Raw genomic sequence first — 17,174 nt, 5'->3', positions numbered from 1 at the left:
GCGCAACGTGTTGCAACGCAATTCAGGGGCGGCTTGCCGGGACCGGGGGCGTCAGCGGGTCGAAATCGACCCAGCGGCCCTCGCTCCATCGCCCGTGCGCCCGTTCGACATCCTTGGCCCCGGCCGCCCGCAGCACTTCCGCGGCGACCTCGCGCGTCTGCGCGTCGACGTGGACGGCAAGCAGCACACCGGCGTCACGCTCGGCCTTGACCTGCTCGCGGTTCGCCGGGGCCGACGGGACCCGCTCGGGATCGCGGGTCATGGCAAGCGCGCCTACCAGCGAGCCCAGATAGGCGCCCAGGCCGGTGGCCAGCGCCAGTACCAACACCGAGGCCTGCATCATCGCGACCGCGACGGCACCGACCACCGCGCCGCCGATCGCGCCGATCACGATGCCTCGCCCCGCTCCGCCGCCGGACTTGTGGGCGCCATGATCGGCCGCCACATCGCCACCGATGGGAAAGCTCCCATGCTGGCCCGGAGGATTGACGAAGAACAACGTGACATCGTCCTCGGCGAACCCGCGCGAGAACAGCTGGCTGGCGGCGGCTTCGGCCTGGGGAAAGGTATCAAAGCGTCCGGCGATGATCAGTGACATGCTGACTCCTTCGATCGGTTTGACGTGTTGGCGTCCCGCGAAGCAGGGAGCGATGGGAAGCGTGGGCAGTGGCGCAGCCCCGGCTGTGCGAGCTACTTCTTGCCGGATTTGGCCCCCTTGGCACCGGCGCCACCCTTCTTGTCCTGCTTGGCGTCCGCGGGTCCGGTGGGCGAATGCGCACTGCCCGGCTCCAGCTCCCAGTCGGTGTCGTCCACCGCGGTGCTGGTTTCCTTCTCGGCATGCATGGCCGCGCTCGGGGAAATCGGGTCGCTGGCGGGAAACGTCATGTCGACGGACTCGTCCACCGCCTGCTGATACGTGGTCGCGCGCTGGTCGTCGCCACCAATGCCGGCCTCGTTGTCGGTCTTGCTGGCTTTCTTGCTGGCTTCCTTGCTGGGCGTCTGGCTGCCCTTCTGGCCGCCGGTCTGGCTCGCCTTGGTCGCCTTGTCGTCCGCCGCTGCCGCGCCTGCGGACGAACCGCCTGATTTACCCTTCTGCATCGTGGGCTCCCGGTTGAACAGGATGCCTGCGGTGATGCAAGCCACGGGCCAGCCACAGGGAAGAGGAATCGCAGGGCGCTTGCCTGCGCGAATCACCGGCCGGCGGCCAAATGGACGGCGGCTTGGCGGGGAAGTGGGGGACGCGAGAGGACAGGGGGAGAATGGCGCGCGCGGGCAGCCGCCGGCCCACTGGTAAAAATTACCTCGCGCGCGTCAAGTTCGCGATGCAGTCAGGCGTCGTCGGCCGGATTGCGGGGAAACACGATACTGATGCACGCGCTTGCCTGCTCTGCGCCAGCCAGGTCCGGGCAGTCGTCTTCTGCAACGAGGGCCGCGCCGTGCAACTCGCTCAGGCGCCGGGTAAGCAGCAATGCCGAACTCTGACGCGGCTGCGAGCCACCGCTTGCCGGCTCCCGACGGAAAAAACCGGTCAGCGCGTGCAAGCGCTCGCGCACCCGCTCGGTGCTGGCCCGGCTTTCGGTGATACGCAACTTGACCTCTTCGGCCGAGGCGAGCAAGTGCGCGACGATGGTATCGCCGGTGCGTACCTGCTTGAGGCAATGCAGCAGCAGATGCCGCAGCATCGGCTCCAGCCGGCGCGGATCGGCCTGGATCACCAGGTTCGAGGAGCCGCCAGGGTCGCGATCGATGACCTCGGCGAGTTCGACCCGGCGCGCCTGGGCGAGCGGACGAACCGACTCGATTGCCTCGGCCAGCGTGGCGGCCAGGTTGACCGGCTGCCATTGCGGCTTGCTGTCATCGGCCAGCAGCCGCACCGATTCTTCCAGATGCTGGATCAGCACGACCTGCTGCTGCATCGCGGTACGCAGGCCCGACAGCGCGCGCTGCGCCGGCGCCGGAGGCGTATCCAGCGATTGATCGAGGACGTATGCCCAGCTTTGCACGCCATTGAGCGCCGAGCGCAGGTCGTGCGAGATCTGATCGATCAGCGCGACCACTTCCGTCGCCGTGTCGACGTCGGCTTCAGATTCCTCAATGGCGGCGGCAAGGGCACCGCCCGAATGCTCGGCGCCCTGGGTGCTGTCTGCACGGGCGTAGGGAAAGGGTTGCTTGAACATAACGGAACTACCGGTCGAAGAGCGTCTTTGGGCCGGCGATCATGGCCAGATGCCGAGGCCAAGCATACCTTGGGCCAGCCGCTTCCCGACGCCGGAGCGGGCGGAAAGCGGCGTGCCCCGGGCTGCCATGCCCTGCAGCGCAGTCGGCTGGATCGGGGACGAACGGGGGGCGCGCTTCACGTGCCGGTCTATTGTTTTGTGTTGTTATCGAGACGGCCACGGGCACGGCGGTGAAGCCTTGCACGGTGGCCGGAGGCGCTTCCAATGATGCGATCGGCGGCTCAGTTCGCCGCGGGCGGCCGCTCATGGGCGGCATTGCCATTACCGCCCTTGAACCAGTCCGGCAGCTTGCCACCCGCTGCGTACTCTTCGAGCCGGTTGTAAAGGGTTTTCAAACTGATACCAAGAATTTCCGCCGCATGTTTCTTCACCCCGGCGCATTGCTCGAGCGTGGCGAAGATCAACTCGCGGTCCGCGTCGGCCAGGGACATGCCAACCGGCACCGTCACGATGGCCGTCGCGGGGACCTGGGAAGCCGCGGCCTGCAGCGGTACCGGCGATTCGGCTATCAGGTCGCCTTCGGCCATGATGAAGGCGCGCTGGACGAAATTGCGCAACTCCCGCACGTTGCCTGGCCAGGAATGCAGCCGCAGGTTGGCCTGCACCTCAGGGCCGAAGTGACGCTGCGTGCCGTGCTCCGCATTGAGCTGGTCCAGGAACGCGTTGGCCAGCTGCACCACATCCTCGCCGCGGCCGCGCAGGGGAGGCAGCTCGATCGGAAAGACATTGAGCCGGTGATACAGGTCGGCGCGCAGCTTGCCCTCGGCCACCGCCTCCTCGGGATTGCGGTTGGTCGCCGCCACCACGCGCACGTCGGCCCGCAGCTCCCGGTTGGTGCCCACCCGCATGAAGGTGCCGGCTTCGAGCACCCGCAGCAGCTTGACCTGCAGCTCGATCGGCATCTCGGTGATTTCATCGAGAAAGAGCGTACCGCCGGCCGCGCGTTCGAAATAGCCCTTGTGCTGCCGTTCGGCCCCGGTGAAACTGCCGCGCTCGTGACCGAACATTTCCGATTCGATCAGGTTGGGGGAAATCGCACCGCAGTTGACGGCGAGGAAGGGCTGCCGCCGGCGCGGCGACAACTCGTGCACCGTTTGCGCCGCCAGTTCCTTGCCGGTACCGCTTTCGCCGACCAGCAGCACCGTCGCCTCGGTCGGCGCGACCTTGCCGATCTGGTCATAGACCGCCTGCATGGCTTCCGAGCTGCCCAGCAGCCGGCCGAAACGCCCGTAGCGACGCAGTTCGCCGCGCAGCGACCGGACCTCGGCCTTGAGGTCCCCCGTCGTGGCAATGCGCTTGAGCACGGTCTGCAGGCGCGCGACATTGATGGGCTTGACCAGATAATCGGTGGCGCCCAGGCGCAGCGCGTCGACGGCGCTCTCCACGCTGGCATAGCCGGTCATCAGGATGATGTCGACGCCGGCCGAGCCGACCTCCTTGAACAGGTCCTTGCCGTCGCCGTCGGGCAGCTTGAGGTCAGCCAGTACCGCATCCGGCATCTGCCAGCCGATCTGGAGGCAGGCTTCGCGCAGATCTCCAGCAGTGGCGGCCGTGAAGCCCTCCGCCGCGGCAATCTCGGCCAGTGCTGCACAGGTATTCTCGTCGTCATCGACGATCAGGATGTGAGGCATAGGCTTGAAGTGACGCCGGCCGGGGAGCGGCCGGGATGGTGGAATAAGGCAGGGCCGCAAGGGAAGGTGCAAGGCCCGGAGGCACCGCGTCGGTGCCTGAACACACCACATTCTATGCAACGGCGTACCCACACCATACCAGTGTCCGTCTGACATCGCCGACTTCGTTGTCGGACAAAAAGCAGTGGTGGACGCCGCAGGCAGGCGCTAGCATTGCGGTGCGGGGCGTTTTCCTGCAAGCCTTCCGCTGCCGTGGGGACGCCATGGCCGGCCCAGGAAGACCGCCGCCCCCGCCCCATCGGCGGGTACGTCGGCGGGTACCGTCCCAACTCCCCGGCGCAGTCCGGCAGCGAGTCCCGATGGCCCGCCCCGCCTGTCGGACTATCGATCGCCGGCCTCCAGACGGAGCGGCGGAATCCCCGAACCGGTCCTGACGGATTTTCAATCAACTGCGCCTGCCGCCCTGCCAACGCTTCATGTCGACCAGCACAACACAAGAATTGCCCGACACGCTGCGCCCCCGCCATCGTGAGCCCGCGCGGGACGATTTTGCCTTGCTATGGCAAAGTACTTCGCCTGCCATGCGGCGGCTGCTCGAGCAGATTCCACGGGTTGCCGCCACCGACGTTGCCATGCTGGCCGTCGGCGAGAGCGGCACCGGCAAGGAACTGGTGGCGCGCGCCATCCACGAGCGCAGCAACCGTCGCGACAAGCCCTTCATCGCCGTCAATTGCGGCGCCATCACGCCCACGCTGATCGAATCCGAACTGTTCGGCCACGAGAAGGGCGGCTTCACGGGCGCCGTCCAGCAGAAGGCCGGCTACTTCGAGCAGGCCCATGGCGGGACCCTGTTTCTCGACGAAGTCACCGAGATGGCAGCGGACATGCAGATCAAGCTGCTGCGGGTGCTTGAGACCCGGACCTTCCACCGGGTGGGCGGGGACCAGCAGGTGGTATGCGACGTGCGCATCGTTTCCGCGACCAACCGCGATCCGCTGGAAGCGGTGCGCAGCGGCGTGCTGCGCGAGGATCTGCTGTACCGGCTGGCGGTGGTGCCCCTGCATATCCCGCCGCTGCGCGAGCGCAAGGAGGACATCGTGCCCCTCGCGCGGCATTTCCTTTCCGAGCTGAACGCGGCCGAAGGCACCGACAAGGTGTTCTCGGCCAGTGCGCTGGACCGGCTGTGCCAGTACGGCTGGCCCGGCAATGTGCGGGAGCTGCGCAATACCGTCTATCGCGCCTTCATCCTCGCCGACCGCGTCATCGAGCTACCCAATCCCAATATCGCCTCGCAGCCGCCGCTGCCGACCGCTGCCGACGGCGTTCTGAACGTGCGCATCGGCACCACGCTGGCCGATGCGCAGCGCGGCCTGATCCTCGCCACGCTGGCGCGCTTCGACGGCGACAAGCGTCGGGCCGCCCACGCGCTGGGCATCAGCCTCAAGACGCTGTACAACCGCCTGGACGCCTACCGGGACGGCTGAACCGGGACCCGGACCCGACGCAGGGGCTCGGGGCCGGCTCAGCGCCGGCTCAGGGCCAGTTCTGCGCCGGCGGAAGATGGGTCTCGTCCAGCGAGAGCGCGGCGACCAGCGGCAGATGGTCGGAAGCAAGACGCGCCAGCGGACTCTCGTGCCGGCGAATCGAGGCCAGCAATGCCCGCGGCGAACTCCAGATCCGGTCCAGCGCGAATAGCGGCAGGCGGGAAGGGAATGTCGCCACGTGCGGCGCACCCTCGAAATAGGCGTGCAGCCAGCGCAGCGGCCTTCCCCACAGGAACCATTCGTTGACGTCGCCCAGCAGTACGGTGCCCAGGCCCCGCTGCTCGGCCAGCGACGTCAGCAGGCGCCGCACCTGAATGCGCCGCTCCCCGGGCCACAGTCCCAGGTGCGTGGCAATCACGCGCAGTGGCACGGGTTCCCGGCCCAGCCGGCAGCTGAGCGTCGCGTCGATGGCACCCCGGGGCTCATGACTGTCCACGCTCAGGTCGATCTGGCGCACCCGGGACGGCGGGAAGCGGGTCAGCAGCGCATTGCCGTATTCCCCGTCCGGACGAATCAGCGTCGGGCCAGGGATGGCGTGATACCCGGTCGCATCGCGCAGATAGCCGAGCATGTCGAAGCCGGTCGTACGCGACTCGACCTCCTGCAGCGCGACGATATCGGCATCCAGCTCGGCCAGCACACGCGCGATACGCTTGGGCAGGAAGCGGCCATCGACGCCGATGCCGCCGTGGATGTTGTAGCTGGCCACCACGATGCCCGCATGGGCAGCGGGCGGCGGAGCGGTGCGTGGCGGCTCCGGGAGTTCGCCGATGGGCAGGGTCGCCGGCTGGAGCGTGTCGTTCGCCTCGATCTCGGGCGCGTCGGCGGTCGCCAGCGTGGAAGGGGGGCCGTTTCGGGAAGGAGGCAACGTCGTCGTCATGCGCGTCCACCGGTGCTGGCGCGGCCTGGTTCGCCGTCCGGCACCGGAGCTTGTTTGTTTTCGCCGGGCGCCGCCCCGGACTTCGCAGCGGTGGCACGCCGCCGCCGGCGCAGCAGCCACAGCACCGCGGCAGGCACGAGCAGCACCAGCACCAGCAGGGCGATGGTGACGGGATTGGGATTGCGGGCCACCGCGGCGATCCGGTCCACCAGCGACGCGCCGATGACGATACCGGGTGTCATGCCGATCAGCGTGCCGAGCATGCAGTCCCGGAAGCTGATGCGCGATGCGCCGACCACCAGGTTGACCAGCGTGAAAGGCGCCACGGGCACCAGGCGCAGCACGATCATCGCCAGCAGACCGTGCTGTCCGACCTGCTGGCTCAGGGCATTGAGCCGCTTGCCGCCATAGCGCCGCACCGCGTCCCGTCCGGCGAACCGCCCGATGCCGTAGCCGACCGCGGCGCTCAGCGCCACCCCGCACAGCGCGAACAGCGCCCCGCGCACCGGCCCGAACACCACCACGGTAACGACGATCAGCAGCGTGACCGGCACCATCAGCAACCCCGCGCCGACAAAGCCGGCGATCACCGCCAGCGGCGCCAGCGGCATCTGCTCGATCCGCTCGACCAGCCCGAGCACGCGCCGGAAGTCGGCCCATTCGGCCAGTGGCGTATAGCGCCACGCCGCCGCCAGCGCGGCAAACGTGGCCAGCAGGGCGATCAGCAGCGTCATGCGGCTGACCACCCGCGGGCGGTCCTCGTGCGTCAGGAAATCATCGACCAGCCCGTCCGGGTCGATCGGCTCGATCGGGTCGATGAGACGCGCGTCCGGCAGTGCGGCATCCAGGTCCTTCGGCAGCGGGGGGTCGAACGCTTCCAGCGTCCGGCCGCCGGAGGTATGCAGACGGGCGATGGTCGTGTGCAGCGGCTCGCCGGCGGCGTGGGCCTGCTCCAGCTCAGCCGGCTCCACCCCCAGATGCTCGCCGACCAGGCGCGCCCGCATCCGCCGAATCGCCTGGGCAATGCGCGGATCGCCGCCGGACTCGATCACCACATTGCATTCGGTGTCCAGGCCCATCGAGCGATTGTTCAGATTCGCCGAACCGATGGTGATGAGGCTGTCGTCGACGATCATCACCTTGCTATGGACATTGATGCCCTGCCGTGCCACGGCGTCGGCCTGCTCCTGCGTGGCGCCGTCGACCGGGACGGCGGGAACATGCGGATAGTAGAGACGGTAGCGGTGGTGCTCGTCTACCGCGCGCAGCTTGCGATGCGCTCGCGCCCGCAGGATGCCCATGCTGTGCTCTTCCAGCCAGCCGCTTTCGCTGCGGCGCGAAACGAGCACGACTTCAGGTCCGTCCTCTTCGGGCAACCGCTGCGCCAGCGCTTCGGCGATCAGCCCTGAACTGAAGTACTGGTTCTCCAGATACAGCGTGTGGCGAGCCGAGGCGATCGCGTCCAGATGCAGCGCGCGGATTTCGCCCACGCCGGGCTCGCCGTCGTAGGCAGGCGCGGTCCGGGCGATGCCCACGTCGATATCGGTCAGTTCGGGCTCGACGCCTTCCGGCCACAGGCGCGGGGAGACGGCATACGGCTGGCGCGGTGTGCGCGGCGGCCGGCCCGTGGCGCGCCGCCAGCGCTGCGCCGCGAGTTCGCCCAGCGCACGCGCGGCGTCGCCCTCGATCACCGCCTGCACGTCGTGGAACGCGCCGTACGGCTTGCCGTCCGGATCCACGCGCAGCGGCTCGTCATGGGCATGACTGCAGGTGTCCCAGCGACAGCGGGTCAGGTCCAGCCCGCCGGTATAGGCGACCGCGTGATCGATCACCACCAGCTTCTGATGATGCGACGCGCTGACCGGATGCTTGCCGTCGAGCCGGAACGACAGGCGGCGATGCGTGCGCCAGTCGAGCTTGACCGCGGGCAACCATTCCCGCTCCATGGCATACACCATGGCGAAATCCCAGCTCAGCACGTAGATGCGCAACCGGCGCCTGCGGCGCACCAGCGCATCGAGAAAATCGCGCAGGCCGGCGGGAAAGCCGTCGTTGGCTCCGCCGGGCACCAGCCGGCAGCGGCTGTCGATATCCCAGCCGAGGATGAACACGGTGTGCTGCGCCTCGATCAGCGACTTCCTCAGCGCGCGAAAATAGTTGTCGCCATCGACCAGCATGCCGAAGCGCGACGCTCGCTCGACGCGCCAGCAGTTTCGTCCCGGCTGCAGCAGGCGTTGCCCACCGGGCAATGCCGCCTCGCCGGCAGGCCGCGCAGCCGCGCCGCCGGGCACTGCCGCGGCGGCCGGCTCGGGCGAAGACGGGAGGTGTGCGTCTCGAGGGACGGTTTCGGCGTTCATGTTGGCGATCGTGGATCCTGGGACGCCCGCCGGCGGGGCAGCGCAGGGCGCGTGCCGAACGCCGGTCAAGGGAACGCGCTGCAGAGCACGCGCGTTGGGGCGCATCCTCAGAAGTATCGCAAGCGCGCGGCGCGGCTGCCGTCCGCAGGCCTTCGCCGGCCTGCGTCGGAATTCGCCTACACGGTCCGTCGTCAGCCGCTCACTGGCGGCCCAGGCCCTCGTCGTTGAAGGCCGTCAGCCGCGCGATGCGGAAGGTGTCGCGCAGGGACTCCAGCTCGGTACGATGCAGCATCGCCAAACGGTTCAGGCACCGCTCGCCCTTGGCCAGCAGGTGCACCTGCACCACGCGTCGGTCATCCGGATTGACGCGGCGGCGCACCAGGCCAGCTGCCTCGCAGCGGTTCACCAGCGCCACCACGCCGTGCTGCCGCGCCTGCAGCCGCTCGGCCAGCTCTCCGATCGAAGCCCAGTCACGGCCAGGGAAGCCGCGAATATGCAGCAGCAGCAGGTATTGCTGCGCCGTGATGCCCTCCTGGCGGGCGGCATCCTCCGAGAACCGCAGGAAACGGCGCAGCTGGTAACGGAAATCGGACAGCGCCTCGAAGTCCTGCTTTTCCAGCTGGGCGCGGGTAGTAGAAGAGGAACGGGCCATGGCAGGATCGCAAGGGCGGATGACGGTCGGGCCGAGACCGGGAGAACTGGCTGTTGCCGCACATTATATGAGCCCGCCATGTCGGGCCGTGACACTATCACGCAGCAAAGATGGGCAGACAACAGAGTCTCGCTTATGTCGGGCCTTGCCGGTGTGGCAGAATCTGTGCGTCCGCAGACACCTGCGCTCACCGACCACGGATACTGGAACCGATGCTTACGGAAATCGCGATCTTTCTGCTCGACACCGTCTTTACCCTCTTCGGCATGGCGCTGCTGCTGCGCCTGTGGATGCAACAGGTCCGGCTGCCCGCCCGCAACCCGGTATCGCATGCGGTGTTTCAGGTCACCGACTGGCTGGTTCGCCCGCTGCGGCGGATCATTCCGGGCGTCGGCGGCATCGACTGGGCCACGGTAGTGGCCGCATGGCTGACGGCCGTGGTGTTTCTCGCCGCGGTACTGGCGGTGACCGGCGGCATGCCGCTCGAACTGCTGCCGGCCATTCTCGCGATCGCCGTGCTCAACGTCGTCAAATGGGGAATCAGCCTGATCATGTGGGTCACGCTGCTGATGGCCATCCTGTCGTGGGTCAATCCGCATTCGCCGGTCACGCCGGTGATCCAGCAACTGACCGACCCGCTGCTCGACCCCATCCGCCGCATCATGCCCCGGCTCGGCGGCTTCGACCTGTCGCCGCTGGTGCTCTTCATCATTGCCCAGATCCTGCTGATGGTCCTGGCCGGCATCAGTGCCAACGTATTCGGCTTCCGCCATCTGCTGTAACCCTGCTGCGCGAAGGGGCAGCGTGATTGTGCGAGGCCGTGAACACTGTGTTGATCGCAGGCCTCTTTTTTCCTTCGCCGCGGAGGCATAGAGTCGTTCCGTGTGCTGACAAGCACGCGGCATTCATCAAAGGAAAAAAACCATGAAGACTCTTGCACAATCCCGCCGCCTCGTTTTCGCCCTGCTTTGCGCCAGCGGACTGGCCGTGTCGGCGCTGCCCGCCCACGCCCTGACGCTGGATGCGGACGGCAGCGTGGCACATGTCGGCAAGGCCGATCCCTATACCGACGGCGCCGTGAAGTCGGCCGACCCGTACACCGATGGTGCCTTCGGCAAGCGCGATACCTTCACCGAGGGTGCGCACGTGGCCGACCGCCGCGACGCATTCGGCCAGGGCGCCTGAGCGGCTCGATCCCTCGCAGCACAAGAAGGCCGGCGTTCATCGCCGGCTTTTTTGTTGCCGGAACGCCGGGCCGGGACGCCGGGGCCGCCATTGTTCGGGCCGATGCACGGTGTATCCACTGCAGGCGGTTTTTCCGTTGCAGGAGGGCCGGTATGCTGCGCCCATGTCGCAAAGTCCCTCCGCTTCCCAGCCCGGCTCCACTGCCAACCCGTCCGCCGCGGCACGGCCGCCGGGACTCGCTTCGCATCCCGAGATGGGACCGCTGCGGCTGTCTGCGTTTGGCCTGACGCTGGGGCTGGTGACCGGGCTGGACTTCTCCGCCTCGCTGATGATGGCGGTCGCCAGCCAGCATATCCAGGGCGGGGTCAGCGCCACGCCGACCGACTATCTGTATGCGGTCAGCGCCTATGCCGCCGCGGCAGTGCTGATGAACATGCTGCTGGACCAGATCGCACGGCGGATCACCTACAAGCGCTTCACGTTGCTGTCGCTCGCGGTCTTCGCCCTCGGCGCCCTGCTGTGCGCGGAAGCGGGCAGCCCGGCTGGCCTGATCGTCGGCAAGACCGTGGAAGGCCTGGGCGCGGGCGGACTGTTCGCGGCCTCGCGAATCCTCGTCCAGCTGCTTGCCGCGCCACCCGAACGTGGCCCGCTGCTGCTGCGCTTCGGACTGGGTTCGTTCGGCATGCTGGCCGTCACGCCATGGCTGACCGGGATCTTCCTGGACGACATCGGCTGGCGCGCGGTCTTCCTGTTCCAGGCGGCGGTTGCCCTGCCAGTAATTGCCGCGGTTGCGCTGACCTACCCCAGGCGCGGTCCACGCGATCCCCTGCCGCCCGTCACCACGCTGGACTGGCCGGCCGCGACCGCCGGCGCCGGCGGTGCCCTGGTGCTGCTGCATACGCTGCAGGAGCTGCGTTACACGCGCTTCTTCAGCACGCCCGAGATGCCGCTGATGGCGGCGCTGGGCGTCGCGCTGCTGGCCTTCTGCGCCTGGCGGCTGCACCGCCATGACGATCCGTGGATCGACTTCTCGCGCCTGGTCGGCCGCCGCTACCTGTATGGCCTGGGCTTCTACACGCTGTACTACCTGCTGTCCGCGATCTGGGCCTACCTGATGCCGACGCTGACGCAGAGCGGCCTCGGGTTGACCTTCCGCACCACCAGCATGCTGCTGTCCGTCAGCGGCACCGTGGCCGCCATTGGCGCGGTGGTACTGACGCTGTCGATACGCCATGTGTTCCGCAAGCGCCGCGTCATCGTCGCCGGCCTGTTGTGCTACGCCTGCGCCGCGATGCTGCTGTCGCAGCGCCTGGTTCCCGGCGCACCCGACTACGCCCTGATTCCAGTCGTGCTGCTGGAAGGACTGACGCCCGTGCTGCTGATGATCCAGGTCGCCTCGATGACCTACCTCGATCTGCCGGTCCAGGACTTCCCGCACGCCTACCAGTTCAAGAACGTCTGCAAGCAGATCGCCACCGCGCTCGGCACCGGCCTGGCCAGCATCTGGATGCAGCAAGGGCAGGCGACGCATCGCACCCATCTGGTGGAACACATCACCCGTTTCGAGCCGATGCTGCAGCAGCCCGGCGGCTCCACCGCCAGCACGCTGGCGCAGCTGTCGCAGGAGGTGGACCGCCAGGCCACGCTGCTCGCCGGCATGGACCTGCTGCACGGCTTTGCGCTTGTCTGCGTGCTGGTAGCGGTGTTCGTCGCCGTGCAGAAGAGCTTCCGGTAGACGGGACTTCGGGTACCGGGCGCCGGCGGCCCTCTCCACCTGAAGGCCCGCCATACTGGCGAATCCGCGCCAATTCCACTACCCTTTCGGCCTTTCCGTGTGCATGCGGCGTCCCGCCGCCATTACGATGGCCAGCCCTGCTTCCAACGATCCCAGCGCTTCCGGCGACGACCGCGCGCCCGCTGCGGAAAAGCCCAGCGACAGCTATGTGCAATCGTTCGCCCGTGGGCTCTCCGTCATCCGCGCCTTCAATGCGAGCCGCCCGGCGCAGACCCTGACCGAGATCGCGCAAGCCAGCGGCCTTACCCGTGCCGGCGCGCGGCGCATCCTGCTGACACTCGTCAGCCTGGGCTATGTCCAGGCCGAGGGCAGGCTGTTCCGGCTTACACCGAAGATCCTGGACCTCGGCTTCGCCTACCTGACCTCGATGCCCTTCTGGAACGTGGCCGAGCCGATCATGGAGGCGCTGTCGCAGGAGGTGCACGAGAGCTGCTCGGTGTCGGTACTGGACGGGACCGAGATCGTCTATGTGCTGCGGGTACCCGCCCGCAAGATCATGACGATCAACCTCTCCATCGGCAGCCGGCTGCCGGCCTACTGCTCCTCGATGGGCAGGGTGTTGCTGGCAGGCTTGACCGACGAAGAACTGGACCGGACACTGCGGGCCAGCGACCTTCGCCAGCGCACCGGACGCACGGTGACCGATATCGACCGACTGAAGGCCATCGTTGCGCAGGTGCGCCAGCAGGGCTGGGCCCAGATCGACCAGGAACTGGAAGAGGGCCTGGTGTCGCTGTCCGCGCCGATTCGCAATCGCTCGGGACAGGTCATTGCCGCGATGAACATCAGCGGCCAGGCCAACCGCACCAGCGCGGAAGAGATGGTCCAGCGCTTCCTGCCGCCGCTGCTGGCGGCATCGGAGAAAATCAGCTCGCTGGTCGGTCTGCGCAGTTGAGCGGCAGGTCGATCACCGGCGAGGCGGCCGAGCGCGAGCCGGGCACCGGCCGATTGCTTGCGCCGAGGTAAGCAAAGGCAACCGACAGTTTGACAGCCGTGCCGCGATTCTGCCCGGCGCTGTGGAACAGCCGGCTGTCGAAGAACAGCACGTCTGCCCGCTGCAGCGACAGCGACTGGCTCGCCTCGAGCAGGGGGCGGCTGGCCGGGTGGTCTTCCACCAGGAACTCCGCCGCATCCAGCTGACCCGGCTGCAGCTCGACTGCGTGCGAACCGGGAATGACGCGCAGGCCGCCGTTGCGCTCGTCTTCGTTGCCGAGTGCCAGCCACACCGTCACCAGTTCCGGACGCTCGAAGGACCAGTAGCGCGTATCGCGATGCCAGCCGGTCTGGCTGCCATAGGCCGGATGCTTGGTCATGACGCAGTTATGGTGCGCGAGGGTCAGCCGGGGCCGCTCGCCCAGCAGCGCACCGACGACAGCGGCCAGCGCCGGCGCCTGCGCCCATTGGCGAAAGGCCTCGCCCCGGTCGAAGGCTTGCCGCAGGCGCCGGATGGTAGCGCCTCCGGCGGCGTCGCGACTGCTCGGCGCGCCCGGATATCCGAGTTCCGCCTCGTACTCGACCGGCGCGACCGCTGCGGCGAGCTGCTCGCGCGTAGCCTGCTCCAGCGCTGCACAGACGCTCTCGGGGGCAAAGCCTCGCAAGACGACGTAGCCGTCGCGGCGGAACGTCTCGGCCAGCGCCTGCAGCGTTTCCGCGGCGGCCGTCGTCGTCAGGTCGTCAGCGCTCGACCGCGGGTGCGGCGCGTTGACGAGAGGCTGGGAGGGAACAGGGTCGGATGAGGTCGGCATGGCGACTGGAAGCGCGGCGAGGCAGACGTGAAGACACAGGGTGTGGAGTCGTGCCACGCCGGCATCGCGGCCGGGTCGCGGCAACCGCCGTGGTGACCGACAGCGGCCTGCCTATGATGCCAGAAGGTGCGCCGGCGCGCAGAACAGGCCCGGACGCGATGCGCCGGTCGGCCGGCGCAAGGAAGAGGAAGGGATGGCGGGGTAGCGGTAGAAGCGAGGCTCAGAACAGCGGCAACTGCCGCATGCCGAAGCCGACCGTCTCCTCGACGCGCATGCGTGCATGCGCGAGCGAACCCTCCGCGCCCGAATAGTTGCCGGCGGACCAGCGATAGACCACCGGCACTTCGCCGCGCTCGGACAGGCGGACTTCGCCCAGCTTCTCGCCGCGCTCGTTGCGATAGTAGTGCGAGCGATAGCCGCGCTCCCAGTACGTAACCGGAACCTTCTTGCGTCGCCGCGTTGTCGTCGACGCGCCAGTGGAACGTCGCATCCTGTCGGTTGCGATCCCCGTCGCTGCACGCGTGAAATCCAACTGCATAGACTTCCCTTTGATCAGAGTCTGCTGGACGAAGACACCAGTGTTTCGTCTTGCATTGCAGTCGTGATGATACTCGCTGAAACGCGTTCCGTGTATCGGTTGTCGCCCGGAAAGCCGCTTGCAGCAAGGGTTTCCGGGCGATCGGGTATACGTATACATGCTCAGGTATACGTAACGTATACGCGCCGAACGGACGTATACGCGGCCTTCATTCAAACGGATGATGGAGTCATGTTTACCGCCTCTCGCATGAGCGGAAATATCACGACGTGATACTTCCGGCGTGGTTGAAGCAGCCCGCGGCCGCTCAACCGAGTTCGATCGGCACGAACAGTCGCGCATCGCCGCGCTGCACGAGCAGCGCGACGTCCTTGCTGGCCTTTGCGGTCAGGGAACGCAGCTGTTCCACGCTCGTCACAGGGGTGCCGTTGATCGCCAGGATAACGTCCCCGGGTTCGATACCCACCCGCGCCGCAGGGCCGCCCACGTCCTCGACCACCAGCCCACCTTGCAGGCCGCCTTCGCGCTGCTCCGCCGGGCTCAACGGGCGCACGGCCAGACCGAGCTTGCCGCCAGACTGCGCGCCGTCCTCGCTCCTGGCCACCGCCTGCTCCTGCATCGAGCCGATCGTCACGGCCAGCGTCTTGGCGTCCCCCTTGCGGATGACCTTCAGCGCCGTCTTCTCGCCCGGCTTCAGGTCGGCCACCCGTTCCGGGAGCTCTCCCGAGCGATCGACCTTGTGATCACCGATCTGCACGATGACATCCCCGACTTGCAGACCGGCCTTTTCCGCGGGACCGCCCGGCTCCACCGTGGTCACCAGCGCCCCCTCCGGCCGCGGCAGGCCGAACGACTGCGCCAGGGCCTGGTTCACTTCCTGCACGCCGACGCCGAGGCGCCCGCGCGTGACCTTGCCGTGCGCGACCAGCTGCTGTTGCACCTTCGTCGCGACGTCGATCGGGATGGCAAACGACAGCCCCTGGTAACCACCGGTCTGGCTGTAGATCTGCGAGTTGATGCCGATCACCTCCCCGCGCTGATTGAACAGCGGGCCGCCGGAATTGCCGGGGTTGACTGCCACATCGGTCTGGATGAACGGCACATAGGTATCGTCGGGAAGCGAGCGGGACTTGGCGCTGACGATGCCGGCGGTGACCGTGTTTTCGAAACCGTAGGGCGAACCAATGGCAACCACCGGTTCCCCCACGCGAATACGCGAGGGGTCACCCAGCTGGACGGTCGGCAGGTCCTTCGCCTCGATCTTGATCACGGCGACATCGGTCTGCTTGTCGGTGCCCAGCACCTTCGCCTTGAACTCGCGGCGGTCGGTCAGCTTGACGACGACTTCCTGCGCGCCGTCGACGACGTGCGCGTTGGTCAGGATCAGCCCATCCGAACTGACGATGAAGCCGGAACCAAGACCGCGCAGCAATTGCGGACGGTCGGGTTGCGGAACCTGGAACTGCGGCCCGAAGCGCTTGAAGAACTCGAACATCGGGTTGTCCGGATCGATGCCGGGAGGCAGCTGCGCGGCCGTGCGCTGCTGACGCGCCGTCACGCTGATGTTCACCACGGCCGAACCGTAGCGGTCGACAATCCCGGAAAAATCGATGGGCGCGGCATAGGCGCCGGCTGGCTGCGCCGTCGCGCTGATCGGTGCGGGCGCGGCATGGCTGGAGGTTACCGCTTCCTTCTGCAGGTACTGGTAGCCACCAGCCATCGCGCCCACTGCGGCGATGGCGATGGCGGTACGGGCAACGGACTGGCGAATCATATGCATCTCCTGATTGGACTGCCGCCCACGGCAGGGGCGATGAGGAGATGCTACGGAGCCAGACTTAACGCAGACTTAAGGATCGAGTGGCGAGTCAGGTGGACCGCCGAGGCCCTTGCCGCGGGGCGCGGCAAGCCATGCAAGGACGGCGGCAGGCTCGCTGCTCCGGATGCGCTGCACGAGTTCGTGCTTCTTCTCGGCGCGCAAGCGCTTGACCGCCGCCTCCAGACGCGATGCCTCCGAGCGGTCGGCACAAGGCAGACTGCCCATTACCGCAACGGGAGTGCGCGAACGCGTGTACCGGGCGCCAATCCCGTTCCGATGCTGCTCGAAGCGCCGTTCGACATCGGTCGTGATACCCGTATAGACGCTGCCATCCGCGCATTCGAGCAGATAGAGAAACCATTGGCTGGCAGGCGCGGCACGGGTGTCGGGCATTCAAGGGGCACTACGGACGACGTTTGGCGCATTATGGCGCACGTTGCGCTACACGAGTCAGTGCGTTTTTGCTGGCGCCACAAAGCAAAACGCCCCAGACCGGATGGATCTGGGGCGTTTCTCAATAAGAGCCTGGCGATGACCTACTTTCACACGGGTAGTCCGCACTATCATCGGCGCGAAGTCGTTTCACGGTCCTGTTCGGGATGGGAAGGGGTGGTTCCGACTTGCTATGGTCACCAGGCATAAGGGGTTGCGCGGGCCGTGCGAGGCACGTCCTGCGCGAATCTGGAATGTAGCAAGGTGGGTTGTGCTGTACCGGTTGGCACATTTGCAGCTCAACCAGGCAAACACACTGGTTATAGGATCAAGCCTTACGGGCAATTAGTACTGGTTAG

At 67.3% G+C, this 17,174-nt stretch carries 16 protein-coding genes and 1 rRNA gene; 5 read left to right on the top strand and 12 right to left on the bottom strand.

Going from position 1 to position 17,174, the window contains the following annotated elements; genetic code table 11:
• Positions 1–22 precede the first annotated feature (22 nt).
• From K6V06_RS15440 to K6V06_RS15425, 4 genes are all read right to left on the bottom strand, one after another.
• A complete protein-coding gene (locus K6V06_RS15440) occupies positions 23–598 on the bottom strand; it encodes a hypothetical protein (RefSeq protein WP_222244819.1) in 576 nt (191 codons plus the stop codon).
• A gap of 92 nt (positions 599–690) precedes the next feature.
• Positions 691–1,098, bottom strand: coding sequence for a hypothetical protein (locus K6V06_RS15435; RefSeq protein ID WP_222244978.1), 408 nt, complete (start codon positions 1,096–1,098; stop codon positions 691–693).
• A gap of 230 nt (positions 1,099–1,328) precedes the next feature.
• Positions 1,329–2,177, bottom strand: coding sequence for a sensor histidine kinase KdpD (locus K6V06_RS15430; RefSeq protein WP_255581876.1), 849 nt, complete (start codon positions 2,175–2,177; stop codon positions 1,329–1,331).
• 281 nt (positions 2,178–2,458) lie between these two features.
• Positions 2,459–3,868: a sigma-54 dependent transcriptional regulator gene (locus K6V06_RS15425; RefSeq protein ID WP_222244817.1), complete on the bottom strand. Its 1,410-nt coding sequence runs from the start codon at positions 3,866–3,868 to the stop codon at positions 2,459–2,461.
• A gap of 476 nt (positions 3,869–4,344) precedes the next feature.
• On the opposite strand from K6V06_RS15425, the gene K6V06_RS15420 reads away from it, so the two are divergent.
• Positions 4,345–5,352, top strand: a complete 1,008-nt coding sequence (locus K6V06_RS15420) for a sigma-54-dependent Fis family transcriptional regulator (RefSeq protein ID WP_222244815.1) — start codon at positions 4,345–4,347, stop codon at positions 5,350–5,352.
• 49 nt (positions 5,353–5,401) lie between these two features.
• Here K6V06_RS15420 and K6V06_RS15415 read toward each other — a convergent pair whose 3' ends face one another.
• From K6V06_RS15415 to K6V06_RS15405, 3 genes are all read right to left on the bottom strand, one after another.
• On the bottom strand, positions 5,402–6,292 hold the full coding sequence (locus K6V06_RS15415; protein ID WP_222244813.1) for an endonuclease/exonuclease/phosphatase family protein: 891 nt from the start codon (positions 6,290–6,292) through the stop codon (positions 5,402–5,404).
• A complete protein-coding gene (locus tag K6V06_RS15410) occupies positions 6,289–8,649 on the bottom strand; it encodes a VTT domain-containing protein (protein WP_222244810.1) in 2,361 nt (786 codons plus the stop codon). The genes K6V06_RS15415 and K6V06_RS15410 overlap by 4 nt, the downstream gene beginning before the upstream one ends.
• Positions 8,650–8,848: 199 nt before the next feature.
• Positions 8,849–9,301: a MarR family winged helix-turn-helix transcriptional regulator gene (locus K6V06_RS15405; RefSeq protein ID WP_222244808.1), complete on the bottom strand. Its 453-nt coding sequence runs from the start codon at positions 9,299–9,301 to the stop codon at positions 8,849–8,851.
• 212 nt (positions 9,302–9,513) lie between these two features.
• On the opposite strand from K6V06_RS15405, the gene K6V06_RS15400 reads away from it, so the two are divergent.
• The 4 genes from K6V06_RS15400 (at position 9,514) to K6V06_RS15385 (ending at position 13,176) form a co-directional block, all read left to right on the top strand.
• Positions 9,514–10,083, top strand: coding sequence for a YggT family protein (locus K6V06_RS15400; RefSeq protein WP_222244806.1), 570 nt, complete (start codon positions 9,514–9,516; stop codon positions 10,081–10,083).
• A gap of 142 nt (positions 10,084–10,225) precedes the next feature.
• Complete coding sequence (locus tag K6V06_RS15395; protein ID WP_222244804.1) at positions 10,226–10,486, top strand: hypothetical protein; 261 nt, start codon at positions 10,226–10,228, stop codon at positions 10,484–10,486.
• 253 nt (positions 10,487–10,739) lie between these two features.
• Entirely contained in the window at positions 10,740–12,221 is a 1,482-nt protein-coding gene (locus tag K6V06_RS15390) for an MFS transporter (protein WP_222244968.1), read from the top strand.
• A 127-nt stretch (positions 12,222–12,348) separates the two neighbouring features.
• Positions 12,349–13,176 carry an IclR family transcriptional regulator gene (locus K6V06_RS15385; protein ID WP_222244802.1) on the top strand — a complete coding sequence of 276 codons (828 nt, stop codon included), beginning with the start codon at positions 12,349–12,351 and terminating at the stop codon, positions 13,174–13,176.
• Here the strand turns inward: K6V06_RS15385 and K6V06_RS15380 are convergent.
• From K6V06_RS15380 to rrf, 5 genes are all read right to left on the bottom strand, one after another.
• Positions 13,148–14,026, bottom strand: a complete 879-nt coding sequence (locus K6V06_RS15380) for a phytanoyl-CoA dioxygenase family protein (protein WP_222244800.1) — start codon at positions 14,024–14,026, stop codon at positions 13,148–13,150. The genes K6V06_RS15385 and K6V06_RS15380 overlap by 29 nt on opposite strands.
• Positions 14,027–14,246: 220 nt before the next feature.
• The gene (locus K6V06_RS15375) at positions 14,247–14,564 is read right to left on the bottom strand and encodes a hypothetical protein (RefSeq protein WP_222244798.1); all 318 of its coding nucleotides are present in this window, start codon (positions 14,562–14,564) and stop codon (positions 14,247–14,249) included.
• 307 nt (positions 14,565–14,871) lie between these two features.
• Complete coding sequence (locus K6V06_RS15370; protein WP_222244796.1) at positions 14,872–16,338, bottom strand: DegQ family serine endoprotease; 1,467 nt, start codon at positions 16,336–16,338, stop codon at positions 14,872–14,874.
• 75 nt (positions 16,339–16,413) lie between these two features.
• Entirely contained in the window at positions 16,414–16,776 is a 363-nt protein-coding gene (locus tag K6V06_RS15365) for a GIY-YIG nuclease family protein (RefSeq protein WP_222244794.1), read from the bottom strand.
• Between the two features lie 130 nt (positions 16,777–16,906).
• Positions 16,907–17,020, bottom strand: a 5S ribosomal RNA gene (gene rrf / locus K6V06_RS15360).
• Positions 17,021–17,174 lie beyond the last annotated feature (154 nt).

It is taken from the genome of Cupriavidus sp. AU9028, from assembly GCF_019795295.1.
Taxonomy (GTDB): Bacteria; Pseudomonadota; Gammaproteobacteria; order Burkholderiales; family Burkholderiaceae; genus Cupriavidus.
Note: the sequence above shows the minus strand (reverse complement) of the source record. Positions and strands in the feature narration are given on the sequence as shown.

Bases quoted from the DNA above. Each gene is read 5' to 3' on its own strand.
- K6V06_RS15420 (WP_222244815.1), top strand. From the start codon at position 4,345: ATGTCGACCAGCACAACACAAGAATTGCCCGACACGCTGCGCCCCCGC.
- K6V06_RS15400 (WP_222244806.1), top strand. From the start codon at position 9,514: ATGCTTACGGAAATCGCGATCTTTCTGCTCGACACCGTCTTTACCCTC.
- K6V06_RS15435 (WP_222244978.1), bottom strand. From the start codon at position 1,098: ATGCAGAAGGGTAAATCAGGCGGTTCGTCCGCAGGCGCGGCAGCGGCG.
- K6V06_RS15375 (WP_222244798.1), bottom strand. From the start codon at position 14,564: ATGCAGTTGGATTTCACGCGTGCAGCGACGGGGATCGCAACCGACAGG.
- K6V06_RS15370 (WP_222244796.1), bottom strand. From the start codon at position 16,338: ATGATTCGCCAGTCCGTTGCCCGTACCGCCATCGCCATCGCCGCAGTG.
- K6V06_RS15440 (WP_222244819.1), bottom strand. From the start codon at position 598: ATGTCACTGATCATCGCCGGACGCTTTGATACCTTTCCCCAGGCCGAA.
- K6V06_RS15405 (WP_222244808.1), bottom strand. From the start codon at position 9,301: ATGGCCCGTTCCTCTTCTACTACCCGCGCCCAGCTGGAAAAGCAGGAC.
- K6V06_RS15390 (WP_222244968.1), top strand. From the start codon at position 10,740: ATGGGACCGCTGCGGCTGTCTGCGTTTGGCCTGACGCTGGGGCTGGTG.
- K6V06_RS15380 (WP_222244800.1), bottom strand. From the start codon at position 14,026: ATGCCGACCTCATCCGACCCTGTTCCCTCCCAGCCTCTCGTCAACGCG.
- K6V06_RS15365 (WP_222244794.1), bottom strand. From the start codon at position 16,776: ATGCCCGACACCCGTGCCGCGCCTGCCAGCCAATGGTTTCTCTATCTG.
- K6V06_RS15415 (WP_222244813.1), bottom strand. From the start codon at position 6,292: ATGACGACGACGTTGCCTCCTTCCCGAAACGGCCCCCCTTCCACGCTG.
- K6V06_RS15425 (WP_222244817.1), bottom strand. From the start codon at position 3,868: ATGCCTCACATCCTGATCGTCGATGACGACGAGAATACCTGTGCAGCA.
- K6V06_RS15395 (WP_222244804.1), top strand. From the start codon at position 10,226: ATGAAGACTCTTGCACAATCCCGCCGCCTCGTTTTCGCCCTGCTTTGC.
- K6V06_RS15385 (WP_222244802.1), top strand. From the start codon at position 12,349: ATGGCCAGCCCTGCTTCCAACGATCCCAGCGCTTCCGGCGACGACCGC.
- K6V06_RS15410 (WP_222244810.1), bottom strand. From the start codon at position 8,649: ATGAACGCCGAAACCGTCCCTCGAGACGCACACCTCCCGTCTTCGCCC.
- K6V06_RS15430 (WP_255581876.1), bottom strand. From the start codon at position 2,177: ATGTTCAAGCAACCCTTTCCCTACGCCCGTGCAGACAGCACCCAGGGC.